Origin of the sequence: Pseudomonas haemolytica (assembly GCF_009659625.1) — a bacterium.
In the GTDB taxonomy this organism is placed as follows: domain Bacteria; phylum Pseudomonadota; class Gammaproteobacteria; order Pseudomonadales; family Pseudomonadaceae; genus Aquipseudomonas; species Aquipseudomonas haemolytica.
The window spans coordinates 216963-236652 of record NZ_VOIW01000007.1; the positions used below are offsets into that span (position 1 = coordinate 216963).

Here is a 19690-nt window from a genome sequence, read left to right on the forward strand (position 1 = left end):
TCTGGTGGCAACACCAGACAGACTTCCGCGTCTTGCCCAGCGAGCCGCGACCGGCACCGCCGGAATTTAACCCGCCGGAATTGATACCGGCCGATGAAAAACACAATTAGGAGAGATCGACAATGAGCAAGCTTCGTCCTCTGCACGACCGCGTCGTCATCCGTCGCAGCGAAGAAGAAAAGAAAACCGCTGGCGGGATCGTTCTGCCAGGTTCGGCTGCTGAAAAAGCCAACCACGGTGTGATCGTCGCTGCTGGCCCAGGCAAGACCCTGGAGAACGGTGATGTACGCGCACTGGCCGTGAAAGTGGGTGACAAGGTTGTTTTCGGCCCTTACTCCGGCAGCAACACTGTGAAAGTCGACGGCGAAGACCTGCTGGTAATGGCTGAGAACGAAATTCTCGCCGTACTGGAAGACTGATTTTCCCGCTCATTTTCCCGTTACTACAAAGTATTTAAGGAATATCGATCATGGCTGCTAAAGAAGTTAAATTCGGCGATTCCGCCCGCAAGAAAATGCTCACCGGTGTCAATGTCCTGGCTGACGCAGTAAAAGCGACCCTGGGCCCGAAAGGCCGTAACGTGATCATCGAGAAGAGCTTCGGCGCTCCGACCATCACCAAGGATGGCGTTTCCGTAGCCAAAGAAATCGAACTGGAAGACCGTTTCGAGAACATGGGCGCGCAGCTGGTCAAAGACGTTGCCTCCCGTGCCAACGATGACGCAGGCGACGGCACCACCACCGCTACCGTCCTGGCCCAGGCGATCGTCAACGAAGGCTACAAGGCCGTCGCTGCCGGCATGAACCCGATGGATCTCAAGCGCGGCATCGACAAGGCGACCATCGCCATCGTTGCCGAGCTGAAAAACCTGTCCAAGCCATGCGCTGACACCAAGGCTATCGCTCAGGTAGGTACCATCTCCGCCAACTCCGACAGCTCCATCGGCGACATCATTGCCGAAGCCATGGAAAAAGTCGGTAAAGAAGGCGTGATCACCGTTGAAGAAGGCACTGGCCTGGAAAACGAACTGTCGGTTGTAGAAGGCATGCAGTTCGACCGTGGCTACCTGTCCCCGTACTTCGTCAACAAGCCAGAAACCATGGTTGCCGAACTGGACAACCCGCTGATCCTGCTGGTCGACAAGAAAATCTCCAACATCCGCGAAATGCTGCCAGTGCTGGAAGCCGTTGCCAAAGCCGGCCGCCCACTGCTGATCGTCTCCGAAGACGTTGAAGGCGAAGCCCTGGCGACTTTGGTCGTGAACAACATGCGTGGCATCGTTAAAGTCGCAGCCGTCAAGGCGCCAGGCTTCGGCGACCGCCGCAAGGCCATGCTGCAGGACATCGCCGTATTGACCGGCGGTACCGTTATCTCCGAAGAGATCGGCCTGAGCCTGGAAAGCGCCACCCTGGAAAACCTGGGTAGTGCCAAGCGCGTAACCATCTCCAAGGAAAACACCATCATCGTTGACGGTGCTGGCGTTGAAGGCGACATCCAATCGCGCATCACTCAGATCCGCGCCCAGGTTGCCGAGACTTCGTCCGACTACGACCGTGAAAAACTGCAAGAGCGCCTGGCCAAGCTGTCCGGTGGCGTTGCAGTGATCAAGGTTGGCGCGGGTTCCGAAGTTGAAATGAAAGAGAAGAAGGCCCGCGTTGAAGACGCCCTGCACGCTACCCGTGCAGCCGTTGAAGAAGGCGTGGTACCTGGCGGTGGCGTTGCGCTGATCCGTGCTCTGGAAGCGCTGACCAACCTGACCGGCGACAACGCCGACCAGAACGTCGGTATCGCTGTGCTGCGTCGTGCTGTTGAAGCACCGCTGCGCCAGATCGCTGCCAACTCCGGCGACGAGCCAAGCGTTGTGGTCAACGAAGTCAAGAACGGCAAAGGTAACTACGGTTACAACGCTGCGACTGGCGTCTATGGCGACATGATCGAAATGGGCATCCTGGACCCTACCAAGGTGACTCGTTCCGCGCTGCAAGCCGCAGCCTCCATCGGTGGCCTGATCCTGACCACCGAAGCTGCTATCGCTGACAAGCCGAAGGCTGAAGGCGCAGCGGGCGGCGGCATGCCAGACATGGGCGGCATGGGTGGCATGGGCGGCATGATGTAAGCCAGCCTCACCCGGCACTGAAAAACCCCGCCTGCAGTGATGCAGGCGGGGTTTTTTATGGGCGGCTTTTACGTCAGCCTATGAGGCGGCGTCGCAATAACCGCTTGAAGGTGAACCCGCGTGCCAGGGTCAATTCGGCACGCGGCATAAGTGCCAGGGCCCCCGGCGCAGCAGCTGCGTTGAATGAATGATGGACAGACAGGTGCGTGGGCTTTTTATGGAGCGCGGGCCTGGGCCGCTCCCAATGCCCGGCCATGACCACCATGCCCAGCAACTTGAGGGTGTTGGCGTAGTAGTCGTGGGCTTTGAGCGAGCGGTGTTGCAAGTTGTCCCAAATGTTATTCAGCCATGGCTGGTTGTCGGGGCTGATCATCGCGCTGACGCCCAATGCGGCAATAAACGCAGGATCGTCTGGGGCCGCGTCCAAGGCGCTGCCATCGACGTGATAGCCGCTGTTGAATGCAGCGGGTGAATTCGCGGTGGTCGCGCGGGCCCATAAATTGAAGGTACTCAGGGTGTCCAGTGCGCGTGGGTCGCCATACATCAGGTAATCCAGGGCGATGCGCCAGGGATAGCGGGCCGCATTCCAGGCGTAATCACCGTCGTGCTTGCCTTCCACCAGGCCGGCGCGGGCTGGTGTGGGTGTTGTGTCGAGGTGACTGATAAAGTCCGGCACCAAGGCGCTACGCGCACTGTAGCGTGCGATGAAGGTGTCGATGATCGCGTAGGTTTTGTCGCGCACGGCGAGCCAGCGTTTATCACCGGTCATCTCAAAAAAACTGTTGAGGTGCGACGGCATGAAGTCCGAACTGCGGGTGGCATATTCGAGTTCGGTGTCGCCATCGGTGCCGGCCCAATCACCCAGCATCAAATGATGGGTACGCGGGTGCACTTCAAGTTTCAGGATCGCGGCCAAGACTGTGTTGGCCTGGCTGCGGTAGTCGATGCTGCCTTGGCTGCCCCAGACATGGTCGGCCAACAGCAAGGCATAGGCGATATCCAGGTCGCCGTCGGTGGCACTGGCGTCGCCACGAAACCGGCCAATGGCATTGCCACAGCCTTCGACCTGGTTCCAGGCCATCAGCCCAGGGTCGGACTTGGCCGGGTGGTCCTCGAAGTAGCGCACCATGCCATCGAAGATCTTTTGCGCGTCAGGGTCCTGGCCCGCCATCATCACGCTGAGCAACATCCCGTAGCCATGGGCTTCGGACGCGGTGAGGGTGTTCGGCGCCGTACCGCCGCCCACCGGCTTGTGGTCGGCACTGACGTTGACGAAGTAGCTGTCGCTGCTGCACGCCTGGGACAGGTAGAGCGCTTTCCACTCGGTATAAAACGCCGTCAGTTGCTGGTCCATGACGGCTTGGGAAATATGGCTGGGCTTGATCGTGCCCGGGTAATAAGGCGTGGCCGAGATAAAGGCACGCGCATTGCCGGACAACAGTGCGCCGGTCACGATGCACAGCGACAGCATCCATGTGGGCAAAAACGGCTTGGGGCGACGCATGAAAGGGCTCTCCAACCTGGGATTCAGGCGGAGAGGTTACGAGCAATCAGCAGGCTTCACTGTCACAGGCTGTAACACGCTGCCTACTGCGGGCGCAGTGGCAGGATCAACGTCATGCGTGCGCCTCCCAAGGGGCTGCGACTCACCGACAACTCGCCGTGGTGCCATTGGGTCGCGCGTTTGGCCAGCGCCAGGCCGAGGCCGAACCCCGTGGGTTCATCGCCGCCCATACCCAGGCGTACAAAGGGCTCGAAGATTTTTTCGCGGTTTTCTGCCAGCACGCCGGGGCCGTCATCGTCGACATGCAACACCAGATGATCCTGGCCATGGTAAGCGGCGCTGACACACACCTGATCGCGTGCGTAAGTGATGGCGTTGCTCAACAGGTTGCGCACAATCAGGTGCAACAGGGCGCGGTCGCCGATCACCTGCAATTGCGGCGGCTCGGTGTCCAGGCTCAAGCGACGCTGATGCCCGTCCAGCAAGGCAAACTCCTGATGCAGCCAGTCGCGGATGGGGATCGGTTCATGTTGCAGGTCGGTGGGCGCGCCGGCCATACGGGCAAAGGCCAGGCTGGCACGCACCAAGGCTTCAAGTTCTTCGACGTCGGTGTGCAAACGTTCTTGCAGGCGGGTACGTGTGAGCGGGTCGTCGCTTTTGCTCAGCAGCGTCAAGGCGAAACGCATGCGTGCCAGTGGCGTACGCAGTTCATGGGACACGGCCTGGGAGACTTCGCGATGGCGTTCGTTCATGGCGTTGATGTCCTGGGCATGTTGCTGCAACGTCAGCAGCAACGGTGTCCATTCCTTGCCCATGGCGGGCAACATCACATTGGGCGTGTGCGCCAGCGTGCCCAGGCAGGCATTAAGCCTGTTCAGTTCGGCGGTACGCCGACGGTGCGCACGTAAACCAACCCAAAGCAGCAGTAGCACCGGCAGGCCGGCGACGCATGCGGTTACCCAGTAAATGGGGAACTCCAGCAGGTCCTTGACCTCGGCCGTACCCCACATGGGGCCGAATTGGATCACGGTGTCGTCGTCCAGCGGAAAGTAGGTGATGTCTTCGTCGCTATTGAGCGCCGGCTGTTGATGTTCCAGCATGACCAAGGCTTCTGGCGGCAGCTCGACCTCATCCAGCGTGACCAGCTCCACGGGGTACTGGAAATGTGCACGCAGGGTGTCCATGTGCGCTTCGCGTTGGTCGGCTGGCAAGGCTTTGAGCTGCTCGGCCACCAGGTAGCCCGGCCCGGCCATCAGGCGCAAGAAACTGTCTTCACCGACAAATACCGAGGCGTTGGCACACAGCCACAATAGATAAAACGTCAAGGTCGCCCAAGCGGTGCCCGCCACGACGGCCATCCCGGGGCGCACTTTAGCCAGCATCTTGGTCGCCCTGCGGGACTTCGACAAACAGATAGCCTTGGGCGGTAATGGTCTGGATGGTCACCGGGCAGGCCAGGCTCATCAGTTTTTTGCGCAGGCGCGACACGCGCATATCAATCGAGCGGTTGAGCCCGTCGTACTCCAGGCCGCGCAGGCTCTGCAGCAGTTTTTCCCGGGTCAGCAACACGCCGCAATGGCGGGCGAAAATTGCCAGCAATTCGAACTCGGCCACCGAAAACTGCAAGGGGGTTGTATCGAGCCAGGCGAAATGGCTGTTCAGGTCCAGGCGAAAACTGCCCCATTGATAGGTGGCGCGGGGCGCTTGAGGGTGACGGCGCAGCAGCGAGCGAATACGTGCCAGCAACAGCAGCGGGTCGATGGGCTTGACCACATAGTCATCCGCACCGACGTTGAAGCCGGTCAACTGCTCGGCGTTTTCATCCAGCGCGGTCATCATCAGGATCAGCCCGGGGTACTGGTTGCGGATCTGCCGGCACAGGGTGAAACCGTCGATGCCCGGCAACATCACATCCAGGATCAACAGCGCTGGCTGTTCGTCGAGAATACGCTGGGCAGCGCGGTCGCCACGGTGCTCGACAGCGACAGTAAAACCTTCGGCGCGCAGGAATTCGGCGGTCAGTGCGGCCAGTGGCAGGTCATCTTCAATCAACAGCAGGGTGTCGGACATGAACAGGTGTCGTTGCCGGGAAAGGCCGCCAGTGTTACGCCCTTGCCTGGGGGGAGGCAAGGGCTGTAGTGGGCGTCAGCGAGCGCTGATCGCGTGCGTGGTGTCCTTGGGCGCTTTCCAGCTCAGCAGTTGCTGTTTATAGCCATAACTGGCGGCCTGGTAGTAGGTGATCGCCCGTTGGATCAACGGGTCATCGCTGCCCACGCGCAATTCCTGGCTCTCTCCAAGGGCCTGGTCGTGGCGACGCAGCCCTTGGCGAGGGCTGAGGATCGCCAGGTCCTTGCCGTCAAACAACCCCAGGTGCTGGTAATTGCCGACCACTACTCGCGGTGGCAGCGGGTTGTCCTGCAACAGGTTGCGGCCAAAGAAAGTCGACTCATAGCTCAGGTTGAGCAGGCCCAACAACGTCGGCGCAAGGTCGATCTGGCTGGCCAGTTGAGCGGACTCCCGAGCGTCGATCAGCTTGGGCGCATAAATAAACAGTGGGATCTGATAGTTGGTGATCGGCAGGTCTTCCTTGCCTGCACTGCCGGCCGTGTGGTCGGCGACGAACACGAATATCGTGTTATCGAACCACGGCTTCTGACGCGCAGCCTCAAGGAACTGGCCGATAGCGTAGTCGGTGTATTTCACCGCGCCGTCGCGGCCCTTGCCGGACTTGATGTCGATACGCCCGTCCGGGTAGGTGTAGGGACGATGGTTGGAGGTGGTCATCAGTTGCAGCAAGAACGGTTGCTGCTTGGCGTAGTCGTCGTCGGCCAGTTTCAGGGTCTGTTTGAACAGGTCCTCGTCGGCCATGCCCCAGGCATTTTTGAATGAGATTTCGGACTCCGGCACGCTGCTCTGGTCCACGACCCGATAACCATTGCCGCTGAAAAACGCGTTCATATTGTCGAAGTAACCGCGCCCGCCGTAGACAAATACGCTGTCGTAGCCGATGGCCGTGAGTTGTTGCCCAAGGCTGGCGAACCCGCTTTCACGGCCGATGCGCTTGACGATCGAACGCCCTGGTGTGGGAGGGATTGCCAGGGTAATGGCCTCCAGGCCGCGGTCAGTGCGGGTGCCGGTGGCATAGAAGTTATTGAAGTACAGGCTTTGTTTGCGCAACGCATCCAGGTTGGGCGTGAGGTTGCGTTCATCGCCGTTGCTGCCCATGTACTTGGCGCTGAAGCTTTCGAGGGTCACCAGGACGATGTTGGGTTTGCGCAAGGTGCCGGGGTTGTCGATGGCACGGCGGATATCCAGCGGGTCTTGGCCGATAAAACGTGCATTCGGCTCACTGAGTTCGGCGCGCAATTGCTGGGCGACCACCTCGGTGGGCAGGCTTTTGTAGAACTGGGTGTAATCCAGTTCGTTATTGCGGAAAGCGGCGAAGAATTGATAAGGGCCATTGCTGGCCAATTCGTTTTTGTAGGCGTTACCGCCTTGGGCACGCGGGCTGTCCTGGCTGATCAGCTGCAGGGTGAGGCCGGCGACCACCAGCAGGCCCAAGGCATTGACCAAGCGGCCACGCCCTGTCGGCAACGGCGCCGCCATGGCAGCATTGAAAGGTTTACGCAGGGCCAGGCTCAGGAGGATGGCCAGCATCGCCAGCAGGCTCAGCAGCTTGCCGATAGGGTAAGACTCCAGCAGGTTGTTCAGCACCTCATCGGAGTACACCAGGTAATCGACGGCGATAAAGTTGAAGCGCACACCAAATTCATCCCAGAACAACCATTCGGCCACCGAGGTGAACAGCATGGCGAACAGGCTGATGGTCAGCACCGCTTGCAGGAACCAGCGATGGCCGCGGCGGCGCCACAGCGCAGGCGGGCACAGCAGCAGATACAAGCCCAGCGGCAAGGCTGCATAGGTGAGGAAGCCCAGGTCGTAGAGCACGCCCACGCCAAATACTGGCAGCAAGTTGCCGCCAACTTCATCCAGGTGAGTCATGAGCAGCACGCTGCGGGTCAGCAGGAAAACCAATAACCAGGCACCGGTTATCAACAGCAAATAGCGCATTGGCGCTGTTTTGAAAAACCCCATGTCGAAGTTCCTTATATCAATGGGGCGCGATCTTCACCCTGAGACTGTGGTCAGTTTGTGAAGCTATAGTGAAAAACTCGTTTGACCATACAATCAGTTGAAAACCTTTATCGACGGGCTTTTCAGCTCTATCCCTGAGCTTCGCTTGGCCTTAAGCTGCGCGAGCCAACACGGCCGTTACCGCGTACGGAGACACTGCCCATGCGAATTCTATTGGTTGAAGACAACCGCGATATCCTCGCCAACCTGGCCGATTACCTGGGGCTAAAAGGCTACACAGTGGACTGTGCGCAGGACGGCTTGTCGGGCCTGCACCTGGCGGCAACCGAGCATTACGACCTGATCGTGCTCGACATCATGCTGCCAGGCATCGATGGCTACACCCTGTGCAAACGCCTGCGCGAAGACGCGCGCCGCGATACGCCGGTGATCATGCTCACCGCCCGAGATCAATTGGATGACCGGCTGCAGGGCTTCAAGTCCGGCGCCGATGATTACCTGCTCAAGCCGTTCGCCTTGTCGGAGCTGGCCGCGCGTATCGAGGCGGTGCTGCGTCGTGCCCAGGGTGGCGGGCGCCGTGCCCTGCAGGTGGGTGACCTGAACTACGACCTCGACACCTTGGAAGTCACCCGCGAAGGGCGCCTGCTCAAGCTCAACCCGGTGGGCCTGAAACTGCTGGCGGTGTTGATGCAGAAGAGCCCGCACGTACTGCGCCGGGAAATTCTCGAAGAAGCCCTGTGGGGCGATGACTGCCCGGACAGCGACAGCCTGCGCAGCCACGTTCACCAATTGCGCCAGGTGATCGATAAGCCCTTCGCCAAGCCATTGCTGCAAACGGTGCACGGTGTGGGTTATCGGCTGGCCGAGGGGCGTGATGGAGTTTAAGCAAAGCCTTGCCCAGCGGATCATCATCGCCTTTGCCTTGATGAGTGCGTTGGTAGCTGGGGCCTTCGCCATGGGGATCGTTGCGACGGTGCACCTGGTGGAAGAAAAGTTGATCTCGGCGGGCCTGGGCGGTGATCTGCAACGCCTGCTGTTGATGGACAGTGTCGAAGACTGGAGCCACCGGCCGGAGCCGGACCAGCTGTTTTATTTCAGCGGCGGGCGCGGCGATTTCGAGCTGCCCAAGGATTTGCGACATCTGGAACCGGGTTTTCATGAGGTGTTCCGCGAGTCGCTGTCGTACCACGCCATGGTCGAAGTGGTCGATGGCCGGCGTTATGTGCTGCTGCAGGACCAAAGCGATTTCGAAGAACGTGAGCGTGTGCTGTTTGCTGTGGTGCTGGTGGGGTTCGTGCTCAGCCTGGCGCTGGCGGTATTCCTCGGCTGGGTGCTCGCCCGCAAGGTGATGGCGCCGGTGGTGCGTCTGGCTCGGCAGGTGCGTCATCGTGACCAACTGTTGGGCCTGGCCCCGCCCTTGGCCCCGGATTACGCCGCCGATGAAGTGGGCGAGTTGGCGGTGGCGTTCGACGCCACCCTGGGCCGCTTGCGCCAGGCGCTGTCCCGCGAGCAACTGTTTACCAGCGATGTGAGCCATGAGTTGCGCACGCCCTTGATGGTATTGGCCAGTTCCTGCGAACTGTTGCTGGAAAACCCTGCCATTGATCAGCGCGGCCGCAACCAGGTGGAACGCATCGCCCGGGCCTGTGGAGAAATGCGCGAACTGGTTCAGACCTTCCTGATGCTGGCCCGCGCCAAACACGACGATGCGGCCGCATCGCCCCAAGGCAACCTGACCCAGGTCGCCGAAGACCTGCTTGGCATCTGGCGGGAGCCCATCGAGAAAAAAGGCCTGGAGTTGATCTATCGGCCCGGCAACCCCCTGGACACGCGGTACAACACCACGTTCCTGCATGCGGTGATGGGCAACTTGCTGCGCAACGCCCTGCACTACACCGAGCAGGGGTTTATCCGCCTCACGCTGGAGCCCAGCGGCTTTGTGGTGGAGGACTCCGGCGTGGGCATTCCTGAAGAGAAGCGAGAAGCGATGTTCGAGCCGTTTGTACGCGGCAGCGAGAACCGCGGCGAGGGCCTGGGGCTTGGCCTGTCACTGGTGCAACGGATCTGCGAGAGCCAAGGCTGGAGCGTGAGTTTGAGCACCATGGAGCCCAATGGCTGCCGCTTTCATGTGGAGTTGAGCCAAGTCAAAACCTGACCGTTCAGTCTGTCGTTTTGCTGGTGCAGACTGAACGCTTTTCAGCGAAGATGGCCCCATGCTACTGAATGTTTCTGTAAAGTCTTGAAATGTATGCAATTAGACAGGACAAGATTTTCACAATGAGTTGACCTGTTGATCACAGTTCGCTGCATAAGGTTGTAGGCATCAGATACTGGAGACGTACGATGCCTTCCCCAATCAAGTTGGAATTTTCCGAAAAGTACGACGATCAACACGCGCAACAATATTTGCTCAAACATCAGGACAATTTGGCTCGCCGGTTGTCCCACAAACGCGACGAGCAACTGGCGCGCGGTGCGCTGGCCATGGCCGGTGAGCCGGGCCTGGTGCTGGACTTGCCGTGTGGCGCTGGACGTTTCTGGCCGTTGCTGGCTGAAAAACCCAACCGCGTGATTATCGGGGCTGACAATTCGGCGTCGATGTTGAAGATCGCCACCACCGCCCAACCGGCGGATGTGGTGAAACGGGTACGGCCCTTGCAGACGTCTGCCTTTGATATCGATTTGCCAGATAACTCCGTCGACAGTATTTTCTGCATGCGCCTGATGCACCACATCGGTGAACCGGAGCACAGGCTGACAATACTGCGTGAGTTTCAGCGGGTTACCCGCGACAGCGTGATTCTTTCGTTGTGGGTAGACGGCAATTTCAAGGCCTGGAAGCGCAAGCGCAGCGAAGTACGTCGTCGCAAACGAGGTGAGCAGGAAGGTTACCAAAACCGGTTTGTGTTACCGGCTGCTACTGTCGAGGCAGAATTCGAGCAGGCCGGTTTCCGTGTTCAGGAATCCCTGGACTTCATACCGCTCTACGCCATGTGGCGAGTGTATGTATTGCGTAAGAGGTAACAGGATGGCAGTTGAGTGCGTAGCAGGCAGTCATGTAGCTCCCGAGGAGCGGTTTGATTATTTCTGGCGCCAGAAGGGCGAGTGGGTCGAAGAGCCTAATCGTCGGCGTGGTGGTGAAAGTGGTGTGCAGCGGGTTGTGAGCGCCAATGGGCGATTGCTCTATAGCAAGCGCCAGACCGGTCACATCTACCGCAGTTGGTTACACCCTTTTGGGCGTCCGACCGTGCTTCGTGAACGTGATGCCCTCAAGGGCCTGCGTTTGCTGGATGTGCGCGTGCCGGAACTGGTGTTCTGCGAGGCGCGACGCGACCCGGAGCACCAATGGAAAGCCCTGCTGGTGACCGCGTCCCTGGACGGGTTCGACGAGATCGAAAACTGGTACGCCGCCGGTGGCCGTGAGCAGTATGGCGAGGCAGTCCATGAGCGCTTGCTGCAGGAATTGGCCGCTACCCTGGCGCGCATGCACAAAGGCCGCTGGCAGCATGGTTGCCTGTACATCAAGCACATCTTCGTGCGGGTCACCGGCGAGCCCGATGCGGCGACTGTGGAAGTGGCCCTGCTGGACTTCGAAAAATGTCGCCAGCGCTTGACCGCTTATCGGGCCGCGTCCCATGACATGCTGCAATTGCGCCGCCATTCGTCGTGGAACGATGCCGACTGGAAAAAACTCAGCTACTTTTACGAGACGGCGTTTGGCAGCGCTATCAAGGGTTTAACCAGATGAAGCTAGAAATAGCACGAGGTTTGTTCTTGGTCGGGGCGTTGGGCGTTTCAGCCTTGGCCCTGGCCGTGTGGGAGCAACCTCGCACACAAGTGCTCAGTGCGGTGCAAGGTGGCGGGCAATGCCTGCTGCCGCGTATTGCCAAGGCGAGTGTGGCGGCCAAGCCTGACCATGAATTGCTGTTATTCATGTTCGGTATGTCTCAAGGGATGAGGCCGCAAAGTTGAAACGATTGACCCCCCAAAAGGGCCTTGCGATGCGAGGCCCTTTTTTTTGCCTTTTGGATCGTGAGTCAGACCAGGTGCAGGTGGTTATCCCAAAACCCCGCCGGCAACTCCAACGGTTTGGCCAGCAACTGTTCCTGGCGGCAATCATAGAAGCGGCAGCGCCCCTGTCCTGATGTCACCACAAACCCATCCGCCACCGCACCGACACCGGCGCAGTCGGGTAACGGCCCATCCAGGCGCAACTCGGCGCTGTCCATATCCCAGATAAAGAAGCGGTTGCCCCTTGGGGCCGTCAGCGCCACCAGACGCAGTTCGCTGTGCACCGCCACACTGGCGGTGTAGTGCCCCATCGCCTGCAACTGCTCGTCGGCCACCGGGAACGCCACGAAAGGCTGGCCCGGACGCTTGATTGCCAGCAACTCGGAACGCTCCTGGGACGGCCCCATGAACTGCTGCCCGGTGAGGATGGTGCCATCGCTGGCAATCCCCATATGGCGCACGCTGTTCATCTGCTGGCCCAGGGTTTCCTTGCTGATCAGGCTGCCATCGCGGTGCATCAGTACCAGGCTGGGCTCCATGGCGTTGAGGTTCATCTCCACCCGGCTTTCGGCTTCGGTACGGATACCGCCGTTGGCCACCACCAGGGTTTCACCGTCGGGCATCCAGGAAACCTGGTGGGGTCCGACGCCGTGGGTGGAAATCTCGCCGCTGTGCACCAGCCGCTCGCCCTCGAACTTATACACGCCCAGTAGGCCACGGCCAGGGTCGGAGGTGTCGTTCTCGGTGGCGTACAACCAGTCGCCACTCTTGTGGATCACCGCATGGCCGTAGAAGTGGCGGTTGGCGTTCGAGGTGATGGTTTGCAGCAACGCGCCATCGCGCAAGTCGATCAGGTAACTCTCGGTGCCTGGGCGACGGGCAACGAACAGCGCAATCGGCAACGTCGGGTGGTTGATGATGTCGTGGCAGCGCTGGCCGACCTGGGTGGCAAATACCTGCTTGCCATCCAGGCGATAGCCGACGGCGTAGTGCTTGCCGTCGGCATCATCGCGCGCCGACAGCAGCAGCGGACCCTTGTCTTTGCCTTTGAACAGCGTCCAGCCACCCAACGTGAGGGCGCTGAGCAGTACGCTGCCCATCGCCAAAGCCTGTCGCCTGAGCATCATCAGTCACCGTCGTTGGCATTGAAGCCCAGTTGGACACCCAAGGCCTTGGCCAGCTCGCCCTCGTGCAGGCGGTGGACCACGTTGAGGCTGTCGTAGATGTCGTTGAGCTGCTGGCGCCCGGCGTCATCGTTCAACAGTTCGTTGAGGGTGCGCTGGTTGCTGGCGAACAGTTTCAGGGAAGCAGCATAGGCGGCGTCGATCTTCTCGGCCAACGCCTTCTGATCCGCCGGCAGCAGGCCACGCAAGCCTTTGTTGTCGACGCCCACCCACACGGTCTGGGCCGCGGCGAGGCTGGCCTCGAGGCTTTGCAGGGACGACTGGCTGCGCCACGCATCGGCCTGGAACGGTTGCGGAATGCCCTTGGTCTGGCGGCCCATGGGCGTGCCGAGTTTTTTCTTCAGGGTGTCCAGGGCCGTCACTTGTACGCGCAGCAGGTCGGCAATGGCTTCGTGGGAATCAGCGTAGCGCTGGTTCGGGAACTTGGTCATCTGCGCGAGCATGCCGTCAGTGCTGTTCCAGCTGGCGAGGATCTCTTCGGCCAGGGCTTTCTGACGCTCGCCGATCGCCATCAGCAGCGGGCAGTAGCGGGCTTTCTGGGCTTCATCGGCGACGTCGGGCTTGGCGTCGTAGAGGATGTATTCGTAGGCCGACAGGCCCTGCACCACGACGCTGGACTTGGCCAGGGCGTCTGCATCGATCTGCGGCTGGGCGCTGACCAGTTGCTCGACCTGGCGCCCGACCAGGTTCTTCTTGTCCGGCCAGAACTGTATCTGCCATGCACGGTTGCCCTCGGCCAGCGGGCCGATCAGCAGCGGTTGCAACTCGGCCCAGGCTTTTTGTGCGTGGAGGAAGTCGGCACGGGCGGTGTCCAGGCTTTCCTTGCCCTGGCAGTAGGCCAGGGCGCTGACGGCCAGTTGGCGGTCGGCTTCAACCCAGCGGCTGTAGGTCGGCAGGATCACTTGCTTGGCGATGGCCGCCGAGGTCACCGCTTGCGGGTCCTGGGGCGAGCAGGCGCCGAGGGCAAGGGCGGCCAGGCTGGTGAACAACAACTTGGGACGAAACATGTCGAGCTCCCTTCTGTAAGTGGGGCAAAGCTTATAAAGAATTCAGGAACGCCAGCAACGCGGCACGCTGCTCGGCATTGAACGACAGCACATGCTGCTGCGCCGCTTGTGCTTCGCCGCCATGCCACAGCACGGCTTCAAGCAGGTTGCGGGCGCGGCCGTCATGCAAAAACTGGGTGTGACCACTCACGGTCTGCGTCAGGCCAATACCCCACAGCGGCGGGGTGCGCCAGTCGCGGCCAGTGGCTTTGAACTCGGTACGGTTGTCGGCGAGGCTTTCGCCCATATCGTGCAACAACAGGTCGCTGTAGGGGCGAATCACCTGGTTGGCCAGTTCAGGCTCGGCGGCGTTGGCAGCCGTGGTGAACGTCGGCTTGTGACAGCCCTGGCAACCGGCCTGGTAGAACAGGTTCTTGCCGGCCAGCACCTGCGGGGTGTTGACGTCTCGGCGTGCGGGCACTGCAAGGTTGCGGGTGTAGAACAGTACCAGGCGCAGAATGTTATCGCTGACTTCCGGCTCGCCATCCGGGCCATTACCGTTGGGCGCCTGTTTGCAGGCCGCTTGGGCATCGGTGCAGTCATCAAAGGGTCTCAAGGAAGTCGTGAGGCCCATATCACCAGAAAACGCGTGAACATTTTGTTGATTGAGGTTGGGTTGCCCGGCTTTCCAGCCAAAACGCCCGAGTACGGTTTTATGCTGGGCGTCATCCCAGACCCAATTGGCGCGGCCGATGACAGCGTCTTTATCGGCCGTTTTGGGGTCGGTGTTGCGCAGGATATCGGCGTCGCTGATAGCTTCGAGCAGGCCCAGCCCAATCATCGGCGGGGCGACACGCGCCGAGAAGCGTGTGTCGGGATGCATCGGGCCGTAGCCGAGTTGGGTGATTTGCAGGGTGGGCTTGCGCAATTCGACGACGGTGCCGTCCTTGAAGCTGACCTGGACGGGCGTGTAATCGACCCGCACCTTGCCTTCCGGCGCCACGCCGGGCACGGCCATGTCTTGCAGTTGCCCGCCGTAGACTGGCTCGGGCACCACGCCGATCTGCTCGATAAGCTTGGCGTAAGGTGATGCATCAGGGATGGAGAGGCGCACCAGCATCGACACCGCATTGGGTGCGTCGGGCAGCGGTGGATGGCCACGGCCGTCCTTGATATGGCAGTTCTGGCAGGCGTTGGTGTTGAACAGCGGGCCCAGGCCATCCCGTGCGGTAGTCGTGGCCGGGGCAATCACCCAGGGGTTGCGAAAGAAACTGTTGCCGACGCTGAAATCCAGGCGGCGGGTCGGCGCCAGGTTGGCCGAGGGCAGGGAAAAGGCGTTCTGGTCGCGTTTGTTCACCGTCGTCGCGCCACCGGACCGCGATTCACCAGGCTCTGCCTTGGTGAAGCATGGAGCGTCGTCGCAAGCAGTCAGGCTTAAAGCCATCAACGCTGCGGACAGGCGAAAAAACGAACGGAACATCGAGATTCCTGGACGAGGGCAGAAAATATGGTCGCAAAGTCTAACAGGGCAGGGCGGTTTGAATAAGAGCAATTATCGTTTGGTGGCATCCCGATTCTTTCCCGCTAGAATGAGCGCACATTTTTCTCTGGAGGTGGCCAATGCAGGCTCTCGACGCTTTGCTCAACCGTGTTTCCGTGCCCCGTTTGCTGGAACCGGCACCGACCCAGGAGCAGCGCGACCTGCTGTTCGCCGCCGCCATGCGTGCGCCCGACCACGGTCAACTGCGCCCATGGCGTTTCCTTACCGTAGAAGGCGCGGCCCGCGAGCAGATGGGCACGCTGTTGGCCGAAGCCGCCCGCCTGCAGGATGCCGACGCCCCGCAAGCCGTCATCGACAAGGCGCAGAACGGCCCGCTGCGTGCGCCGCTGGTAGTGGTAGTGATTGCACGTTTGCAGGAGCACTTCAAAGTGCCCAAGTCCGAGCAATTGCTGGCCGCGGCCTGTGCGGCCCACGGCATTCTGTTGGCGGCGTATGCCCAGGGGATCGGTGCGGTGTGGCGTACGGGGGAGTTGTCCTACTCGGCGCATGTCGCCAAAGGCCTGGGGTTGACGGCGGATGAAGAGGTGATTGGCTTCCTCTACCTGGGTACCCCGCAGAACCCGCCGCGTACGGCGCCGAAGGAAGACCTGACGCCGTTTGTCCAGGCCTGGACCGGACGCTAAGCGGCACACGGTCAAAATGTGGGAGGGAGTAAGCCCCCTCCCACATTTGAACCCAGTACCTTTGAGATCGATTACACCCTGAACTGATCCATCAGTTTCATCTGCTGGCTGGCCAGTGCATTGAGCTGGCTGCTGATCGCCGCCGACTCGGTGGCCTGGCCGGTGAGGGTTTCGGTCACGGTACGAATCGCCGAAACGTTGCGGTTGACCTCTTCGGCCACCGCGCTCTGCTGTTCGGCGGCGCTGGCGATTTGCAGGTTCATGTCGCTGATCACCGTGACCGCGTCGCTGATCTTGCCCAGGGCCTGCACGGCTTGATGGATCTGCCCGGCATTGCTCTGGGCCTGGTGCTGGCTGGAGTGCATGGTCGCCACCACCCCACGGGTGCCGCTCTGGATACGTTCGATCACCAGGCGGATTTCCTCGACGGAGTCCTGGGTGCGCTTGGCCAGGTTGCGCACTTCGTCGGCCACCACCGCAAATCCACGCCCGCTTTCACCGGCCCGCGCCGCTTCGATTGCCGCATTCAACGCCAGCAGGTTGGTCTGTTCGGCAATGCTGCGGATTACTTCCAAGACTGAACCGATTTGTTCGCTGTTGACTGCCAGGGCCTCGACTTCAGTCACGGCTTTGCTGACTTCGTCGGCGAGGGTGGTGATGTCGCGGGTGCTCTGCTCGATGATCGCCATGCCTTCACGGGCCGACTGATCGGCGCCGCGAGCCGCGCTGGCGGCATTGGAGGCGCTGTTGGCGACGTCGTGGGCAGTGGCGCTCATTTCATTCGACGCGGTCGCCACCTGGTCGATTTCACGGAACTGCACCTGCATGCCTTCGCTGGTCTGGCGTGCAATGGCCGACGATTGATCCGCCGTACCACGGGCTTCGGTGATGCTTTGCTTGATCTGCGCGATGGTTGGCTGCAGCTTGTCGAGGAAGCGGTTGAACCAATTCACCAATTCGCCCAGTTCGTCTTTCTTGGCGTAGGCCAGGCGTTGGGTGAGGTCGCCGTCGCCGCTGGCGATGTCCTTGAGCATCGCGGCCACGCTGTTGATCGGCCGGGTCACGCCGGTAGCGGTCAGCCAGATCAGCAGCAAACCCAACAGGCCAGCGGCCGCTGCCACTAGCAAGGCTTTGAGGGTGCCGGTGGCCTGGGCTTCGTCGAGCACGGCTTGCAGTTTCACGTTATCGGCCAGCATCACCGCTTTTGGCAGCTTGATCACCACGCCCCAGGACTTGGCGTCGGCAATCGGCTTGACCGGGTACACGGCGCGAATGGTGTCGTCCTGTTCGCGGAGCGCGGGCCGATCGTTTGCAAGCAATTGCACGATCTCTTTGCCTTCGGCGCCGAGACTATCCATCAGGTTCTTGCCGACTTTGGCCGGTTCACCGCTGTAGGCCGCGATCAAGCCGGTGCTGGACAGAATCTCCAGGTGCGCTGCGCCGTTGAACACGTCTTTCTGTGCGGCATCGGTGGTGGCTTGCAAGGCTGTGAGGGCGATGTCGACACCGACGACGCCGATGACTTTGCCGTCGACTATCAAGGGCAGGGAAATGGTAGTCATCAGTACCGGCTTATTGGCAACCGTGTCTTCGTACGGGTCCAGCAGGCAAGTACTGCGAGTGTCTCGTGGGCAGGTATACCAAATGTTGTAGGGCGTGCCGTTGAGGTTGAGGGTGGTCTTGGTCAGGTCATCCTCGACCATGATGGTGTTCAGGCTCTCGCCGCCGGCACGGCTCCAGTAGCTGGAAAAGCGCCCTTTCTCGTTGGAGACGCGCGCCTTGTCGTCGACGAAGTCGCTGTCCTTGCCATCCAGCCCGTTGGGTTCGAACGACAGCCAGATGCCCAGCACCTTAGTGTTGCGCTCGAACGCGGTTTTTATGCTCTGGTTGATTTCTTCGCGCAGGGCACCGGCTTCAAGGGAACGCTTGGTCCCCAGCTGACGCAGGTCTTTGATCTGGTCGGCGAGGGCGGTGACTACCAGCAGGTTTTCACCGAACGTTTTCTGCAATTGCCCCGCCTGCTCCGCCGCTTTGGCTTGCAGCAGTTGTTCCACGCTGGCAGTCAGCATTCGTGAGCTTGAATCACTGACCAATAGGTCGTTCTGGTTGGTGTTGTAGATATTGATGCCGACCACCAGTGCAATCACCCCCAACAGGCAGAGGCCGGAGAGCAGCACGATTTTCAAGCGGATGGAGAGGGTGTCGAACATAGGTTCACTCACGAATGGTCTTGTTGGAATGCAAGCAAAGCGAGCCAAGTCCATTCGGCGCCATGCCTGAAACATCGGCGTAACAAGTCAATTCATGAGGAATAGGCGATGAGCGGTAGGAAAGTGCCTACATGCAGCCTTACACGGGGCGTGCGAGCTGCTCGGGGCGGGACCAGATCCACAGGTTACCCAGGCTCATCCCGGCGATTGCCAGGTACACCGGCCAGCCGTGATCCAGCATCACCAGCATCAAAACGGCACACAGCAACATGCTCACGGTGGCGCTGACCTTGGCCCGGCGCGCAATGATCTTGCCGTTACGCCAGTTGAACAGGATCGGGCCGAACAGGCGGTGGTTTTCCAGCCAGGCGCTGAGGCGCGGTGAGCTTTTGGTGGCGGCCCAGGCGGCGAGCAGGATGAATTCGGTGGTCGGCAAACCCGGTATCACAATCGCCACTAAACCGATCCCCAGGCTGACGTAGGCCAGCAGCCCGTAGAGGAACTGGGCGATCTTGGAGGAGGATTGGGTTTTGCCGGTCATAAGAGCGATTTATAAGCGAATGGAATATTCAAGTTGAAATCGGATCAACCTGTGGGAGCGGGCTTGCTCGCGAATGCGGTCTATCAGTCACGGATGTATTGACTGTCACACCGCTTTCGCGAGCAAGCCCGCTCCCACAGGTCTAATTGCATTTCAATTTCGGAATCAGGCTAGTTCAGGGGCCGTAGCGTACGCCTGTTCCAGCAACACGGTGAAGCGTACAAACGCATCGATCGCGCCTTTCTCCACGGCGGCTTCTTCTTCAGCGCTGAATTCCAGGCCGTCGAGGGTGCGGGTGAAGCTCTTCCAGCCTTCGGCGCGGCCACCGGCCGGCTCGCCCAGGTGACGGGCACCGAAAGTTTCGCTCAGGCCCAGGCCCACGGCGCGCTTGATCAGGAACGCAGCGCCCAGCTTGGAACCTTCGGACACAAACAGCCAGCCCAGGGCTTCGGCCTTGCTCGGGTTGTTCACCGCACCGGCGACTGGGGCCGGGATTTCGGTGTCGAGGTCCGCCAGGTCGAGCTTGGCCGCTTCGGCGCGGCAGCGTGCAGCCAGGTCAGGGACGATCTTGATCAGTTCGGCATCGTTGTACAGGGCTACCAGCTCCGACTGGAAAAGGTACTGAGCCACCACGAAACGGGCGAAGTTGGCTTGGGTTTCGAACGGGGCGTGAGCCTTCACCAGCGCATCGAGCTTGGTGTGTGGCGCGTTGGTGATCTGGTTCAGGCGCTGGGAGCGCAGGCTTGGGCGTTCTGCGGTAGGAGAAGCGGTCATGAAAAAAGTCCTTGAGAAGGGGGAGCGCCTGGGTGCCCTAAAGAGAGCTGTTATCAACTAGACGAACAAGAAGACGCGGCACAGT

The 19690-nt window shown here is 60.5% G+C and carries 18 protein-coding genes and 1 pseudogene; 8 read left to right on the forward strand and 11 right to left on the reverse strand.

Features of this window, described 5'->3' with window-relative positions; genetic code table 11:
• The first annotated feature begins 122 nt into the window (after positions 1–122).
• Positions 123–419: a co-chaperone GroES gene (locus FRT59_RS22705; RefSeq protein WP_003175874.1), complete on the forward strand. Its 297-nt coding sequence runs from the start codon at positions 123–125 to the stop codon at positions 417–419.
• A 50-nt stretch (positions 420–469) separates the two neighbouring features.
• Positions 470–2116: a chaperonin GroEL gene (gene groL, locus FRT59_RS22710; protein ID WP_034115830.1), complete on the forward strand. Its 1647-nt coding sequence runs from the start codon at positions 470–472 to the stop codon at positions 2114–2116.
• Positions 2117–2189: 73 nt separating this feature from the next.
• On the opposite strand, the gene FRT59_RS22715 is transcribed toward groL, so the two are convergent.
• From FRT59_RS22715 to FRT59_RS22730, 4 genes are all read right to left on the reverse strand, one after another.
• Positions 2190–3620, reverse strand: a complete 1431-nt coding sequence (locus FRT59_RS22715; RefSeq protein ID WP_153872450.1) for a family 8 glycosyl hydrolase — start codon at positions 3618–3620, stop codon at positions 2190–2192.
• Positions 3621–3703: 83 nt separating this feature from the next.
• Positions 3704–5002: a sensor histidine kinase gene (locus FRT59_RS22720; RefSeq protein WP_153872451.1), complete on the reverse strand. Its 1299-nt coding sequence runs from the start codon at positions 5000–5002 to the stop codon at positions 3704–3706.
• Positions 4992–5690 carry a response regulator gene (locus FRT59_RS22725; protein ID WP_153872452.1) on the reverse strand — a complete coding sequence of 233 codons (699 nt, stop codon included), beginning with the start codon at positions 5688–5690 and terminating at the stop codon, positions 4992–4994. The genes FRT59_RS22720 and FRT59_RS22725 overlap by 11 nt, the downstream gene beginning before the upstream one ends.
• A gap of 75 nt (positions 5691–5765) precedes the next feature.
• Complete coding sequence (locus FRT59_RS22730) at positions 5766–7715, reverse strand: LTA synthase family protein (RefSeq protein WP_153872453.1); 1950 nt, start codon at positions 7713–7715, stop codon at positions 5766–5768.
• A 201-nt stretch (positions 7716–7916) separates the two neighbouring features.
• Here FRT59_RS22730 and colR point away from each other — a divergent pair, with 201 nt between their 5' ends.
• From colR to FRT59_RS22755, 5 genes are all read left to right on the forward strand, one after another.
• Positions 7917–8600 carry a two-component system response regulator ColR gene (colR, locus tag FRT59_RS22735; protein ID WP_003208587.1) on the forward strand — a complete coding sequence of 228 codons (684 nt, stop codon included), beginning with the start codon at positions 7917–7919 and terminating at the stop codon, positions 8598–8600.
• Complete coding sequence (locus FRT59_RS22740) at positions 8590–9870, forward strand: sensor histidine kinase (protein WP_034115825.1); 1281 nt, start codon at positions 8590–8592, stop codon at positions 9868–9870. The genes colR and FRT59_RS22740 overlap by 11 nt, the downstream gene beginning before the upstream one ends.
• Positions 9871–10058: 188 nt before the next feature.
• Positions 10059–10739: a class I SAM-dependent methyltransferase gene (locus tag FRT59_RS22745; RefSeq protein ID WP_034115824.1), complete on the forward strand. Its 681-nt coding sequence runs from the start codon at positions 10059–10061 to the stop codon at positions 10737–10739.
• A 4-nt stretch (positions 10740–10743) separates the two neighbouring features.
• Positions 10744–11463: a lipopolysaccharide kinase InaA family protein gene (locus tag FRT59_RS22750; protein ID WP_034115823.1), complete on the forward strand. Its 720-nt coding sequence runs from the start codon at positions 10744–10746 to the stop codon at positions 11461–11463.
• On the forward strand, positions 11460–11687 hold the full coding sequence (locus tag FRT59_RS22755) for a hypothetical protein (protein ID WP_034115822.1): 228 nt from the start codon (positions 11460–11462) through the stop codon (positions 11685–11687). Before FRT59_RS22750 ends, FRT59_RS22755 begins: the two co-directional genes overlap by 4 nt.
• A 65-nt stretch (positions 11688–11752) precedes the next feature.
• On the opposite strand, the gene FRT59_RS22760 is transcribed toward FRT59_RS22755, so the two are convergent.
• From FRT59_RS22760 to FRT59_RS22770, 3 genes are read right to left on the reverse strand one after another with little or no spacing between them, the layout of a single operon-like run.
• Entirely contained in the window at positions 11753–12850 is a 1098-nt protein-coding gene (locus tag FRT59_RS22760; RefSeq protein WP_153872540.1) for a DUF1513 domain-containing protein, read from the reverse strand.
• 2 nt (positions 12851–12852) lie between these two features.
• Complete coding sequence (locus FRT59_RS22765) at positions 12853–13917, reverse strand: imelysin family protein (protein ID WP_034115820.1); 1065 nt, start codon at positions 13915–13917, stop codon at positions 12853–12855.
• 31 nt (positions 13918–13948) lie between these two features.
• Complete coding sequence (locus FRT59_RS22770) at positions 13949–15376, reverse strand: di-heme oxidoreductase family protein (RefSeq protein ID WP_153872454.1); 1428 nt, start codon at positions 15374–15376, stop codon at positions 13949–13951.
• Between the two features lie 140 nt (positions 15377–15516).
• Here FRT59_RS22770 and FRT59_RS22775 point away from each other — a divergent pair, with 140 nt between their 5' ends.
• Complete coding sequence (locus FRT59_RS22775) at positions 15517–16080, forward strand: NAD(P)H nitroreductase (RefSeq protein WP_153839100.1); 564 nt, start codon at positions 15517–15519, stop codon at positions 16078–16080.
• 71 nt (positions 16081–16151) lie between these two features.
• On the opposite strand, the gene FRT59_RS27580 is transcribed toward FRT59_RS22775, so the two are convergent.
• The 4 genes and pseudogenes from FRT59_RS27580 to FRT59_RS22790 form a co-directional block, all read right to left on the reverse strand.
• The gene (locus FRT59_RS27580; RefSeq protein WP_411829036.1) at positions 16152–16907 is read right to left on the reverse strand and encodes a methyl-accepting chemotaxis protein; all 756 of its coding nucleotides are present in this window, start codon (positions 16905–16907) and stop codon (positions 16152–16154) included.
• Between the two features lie 102 nt (positions 16908–17009).
• A pseudogene (locus FRT59_RS27585) lies at positions 17010–18365 on the reverse strand (methyl-accepting chemotaxis protein); the annotation flags it as partial.
• 64 nt (positions 18366–18429) lie between these two features.
• On the reverse strand, positions 18430–18831 hold the full coding sequence (locus FRT59_RS22785; protein ID WP_153872455.1) for a YbaN family protein: 402 nt from the start codon (positions 18829–18831) through the stop codon (positions 18430–18432).
• Between the two features lie 165 nt (positions 18832–18996).
• The gene (locus tag FRT59_RS22790) at positions 18997–19605 is read right to left on the reverse strand and encodes a biliverdin-producing heme oxygenase (RefSeq protein ID WP_153872456.1); all 609 of its coding nucleotides are present in this window, start codon (positions 19603–19605) and stop codon (positions 18997–18999) included.
• Between the last annotated feature and the right edge of the window lie 85 nt (positions 19606–19690).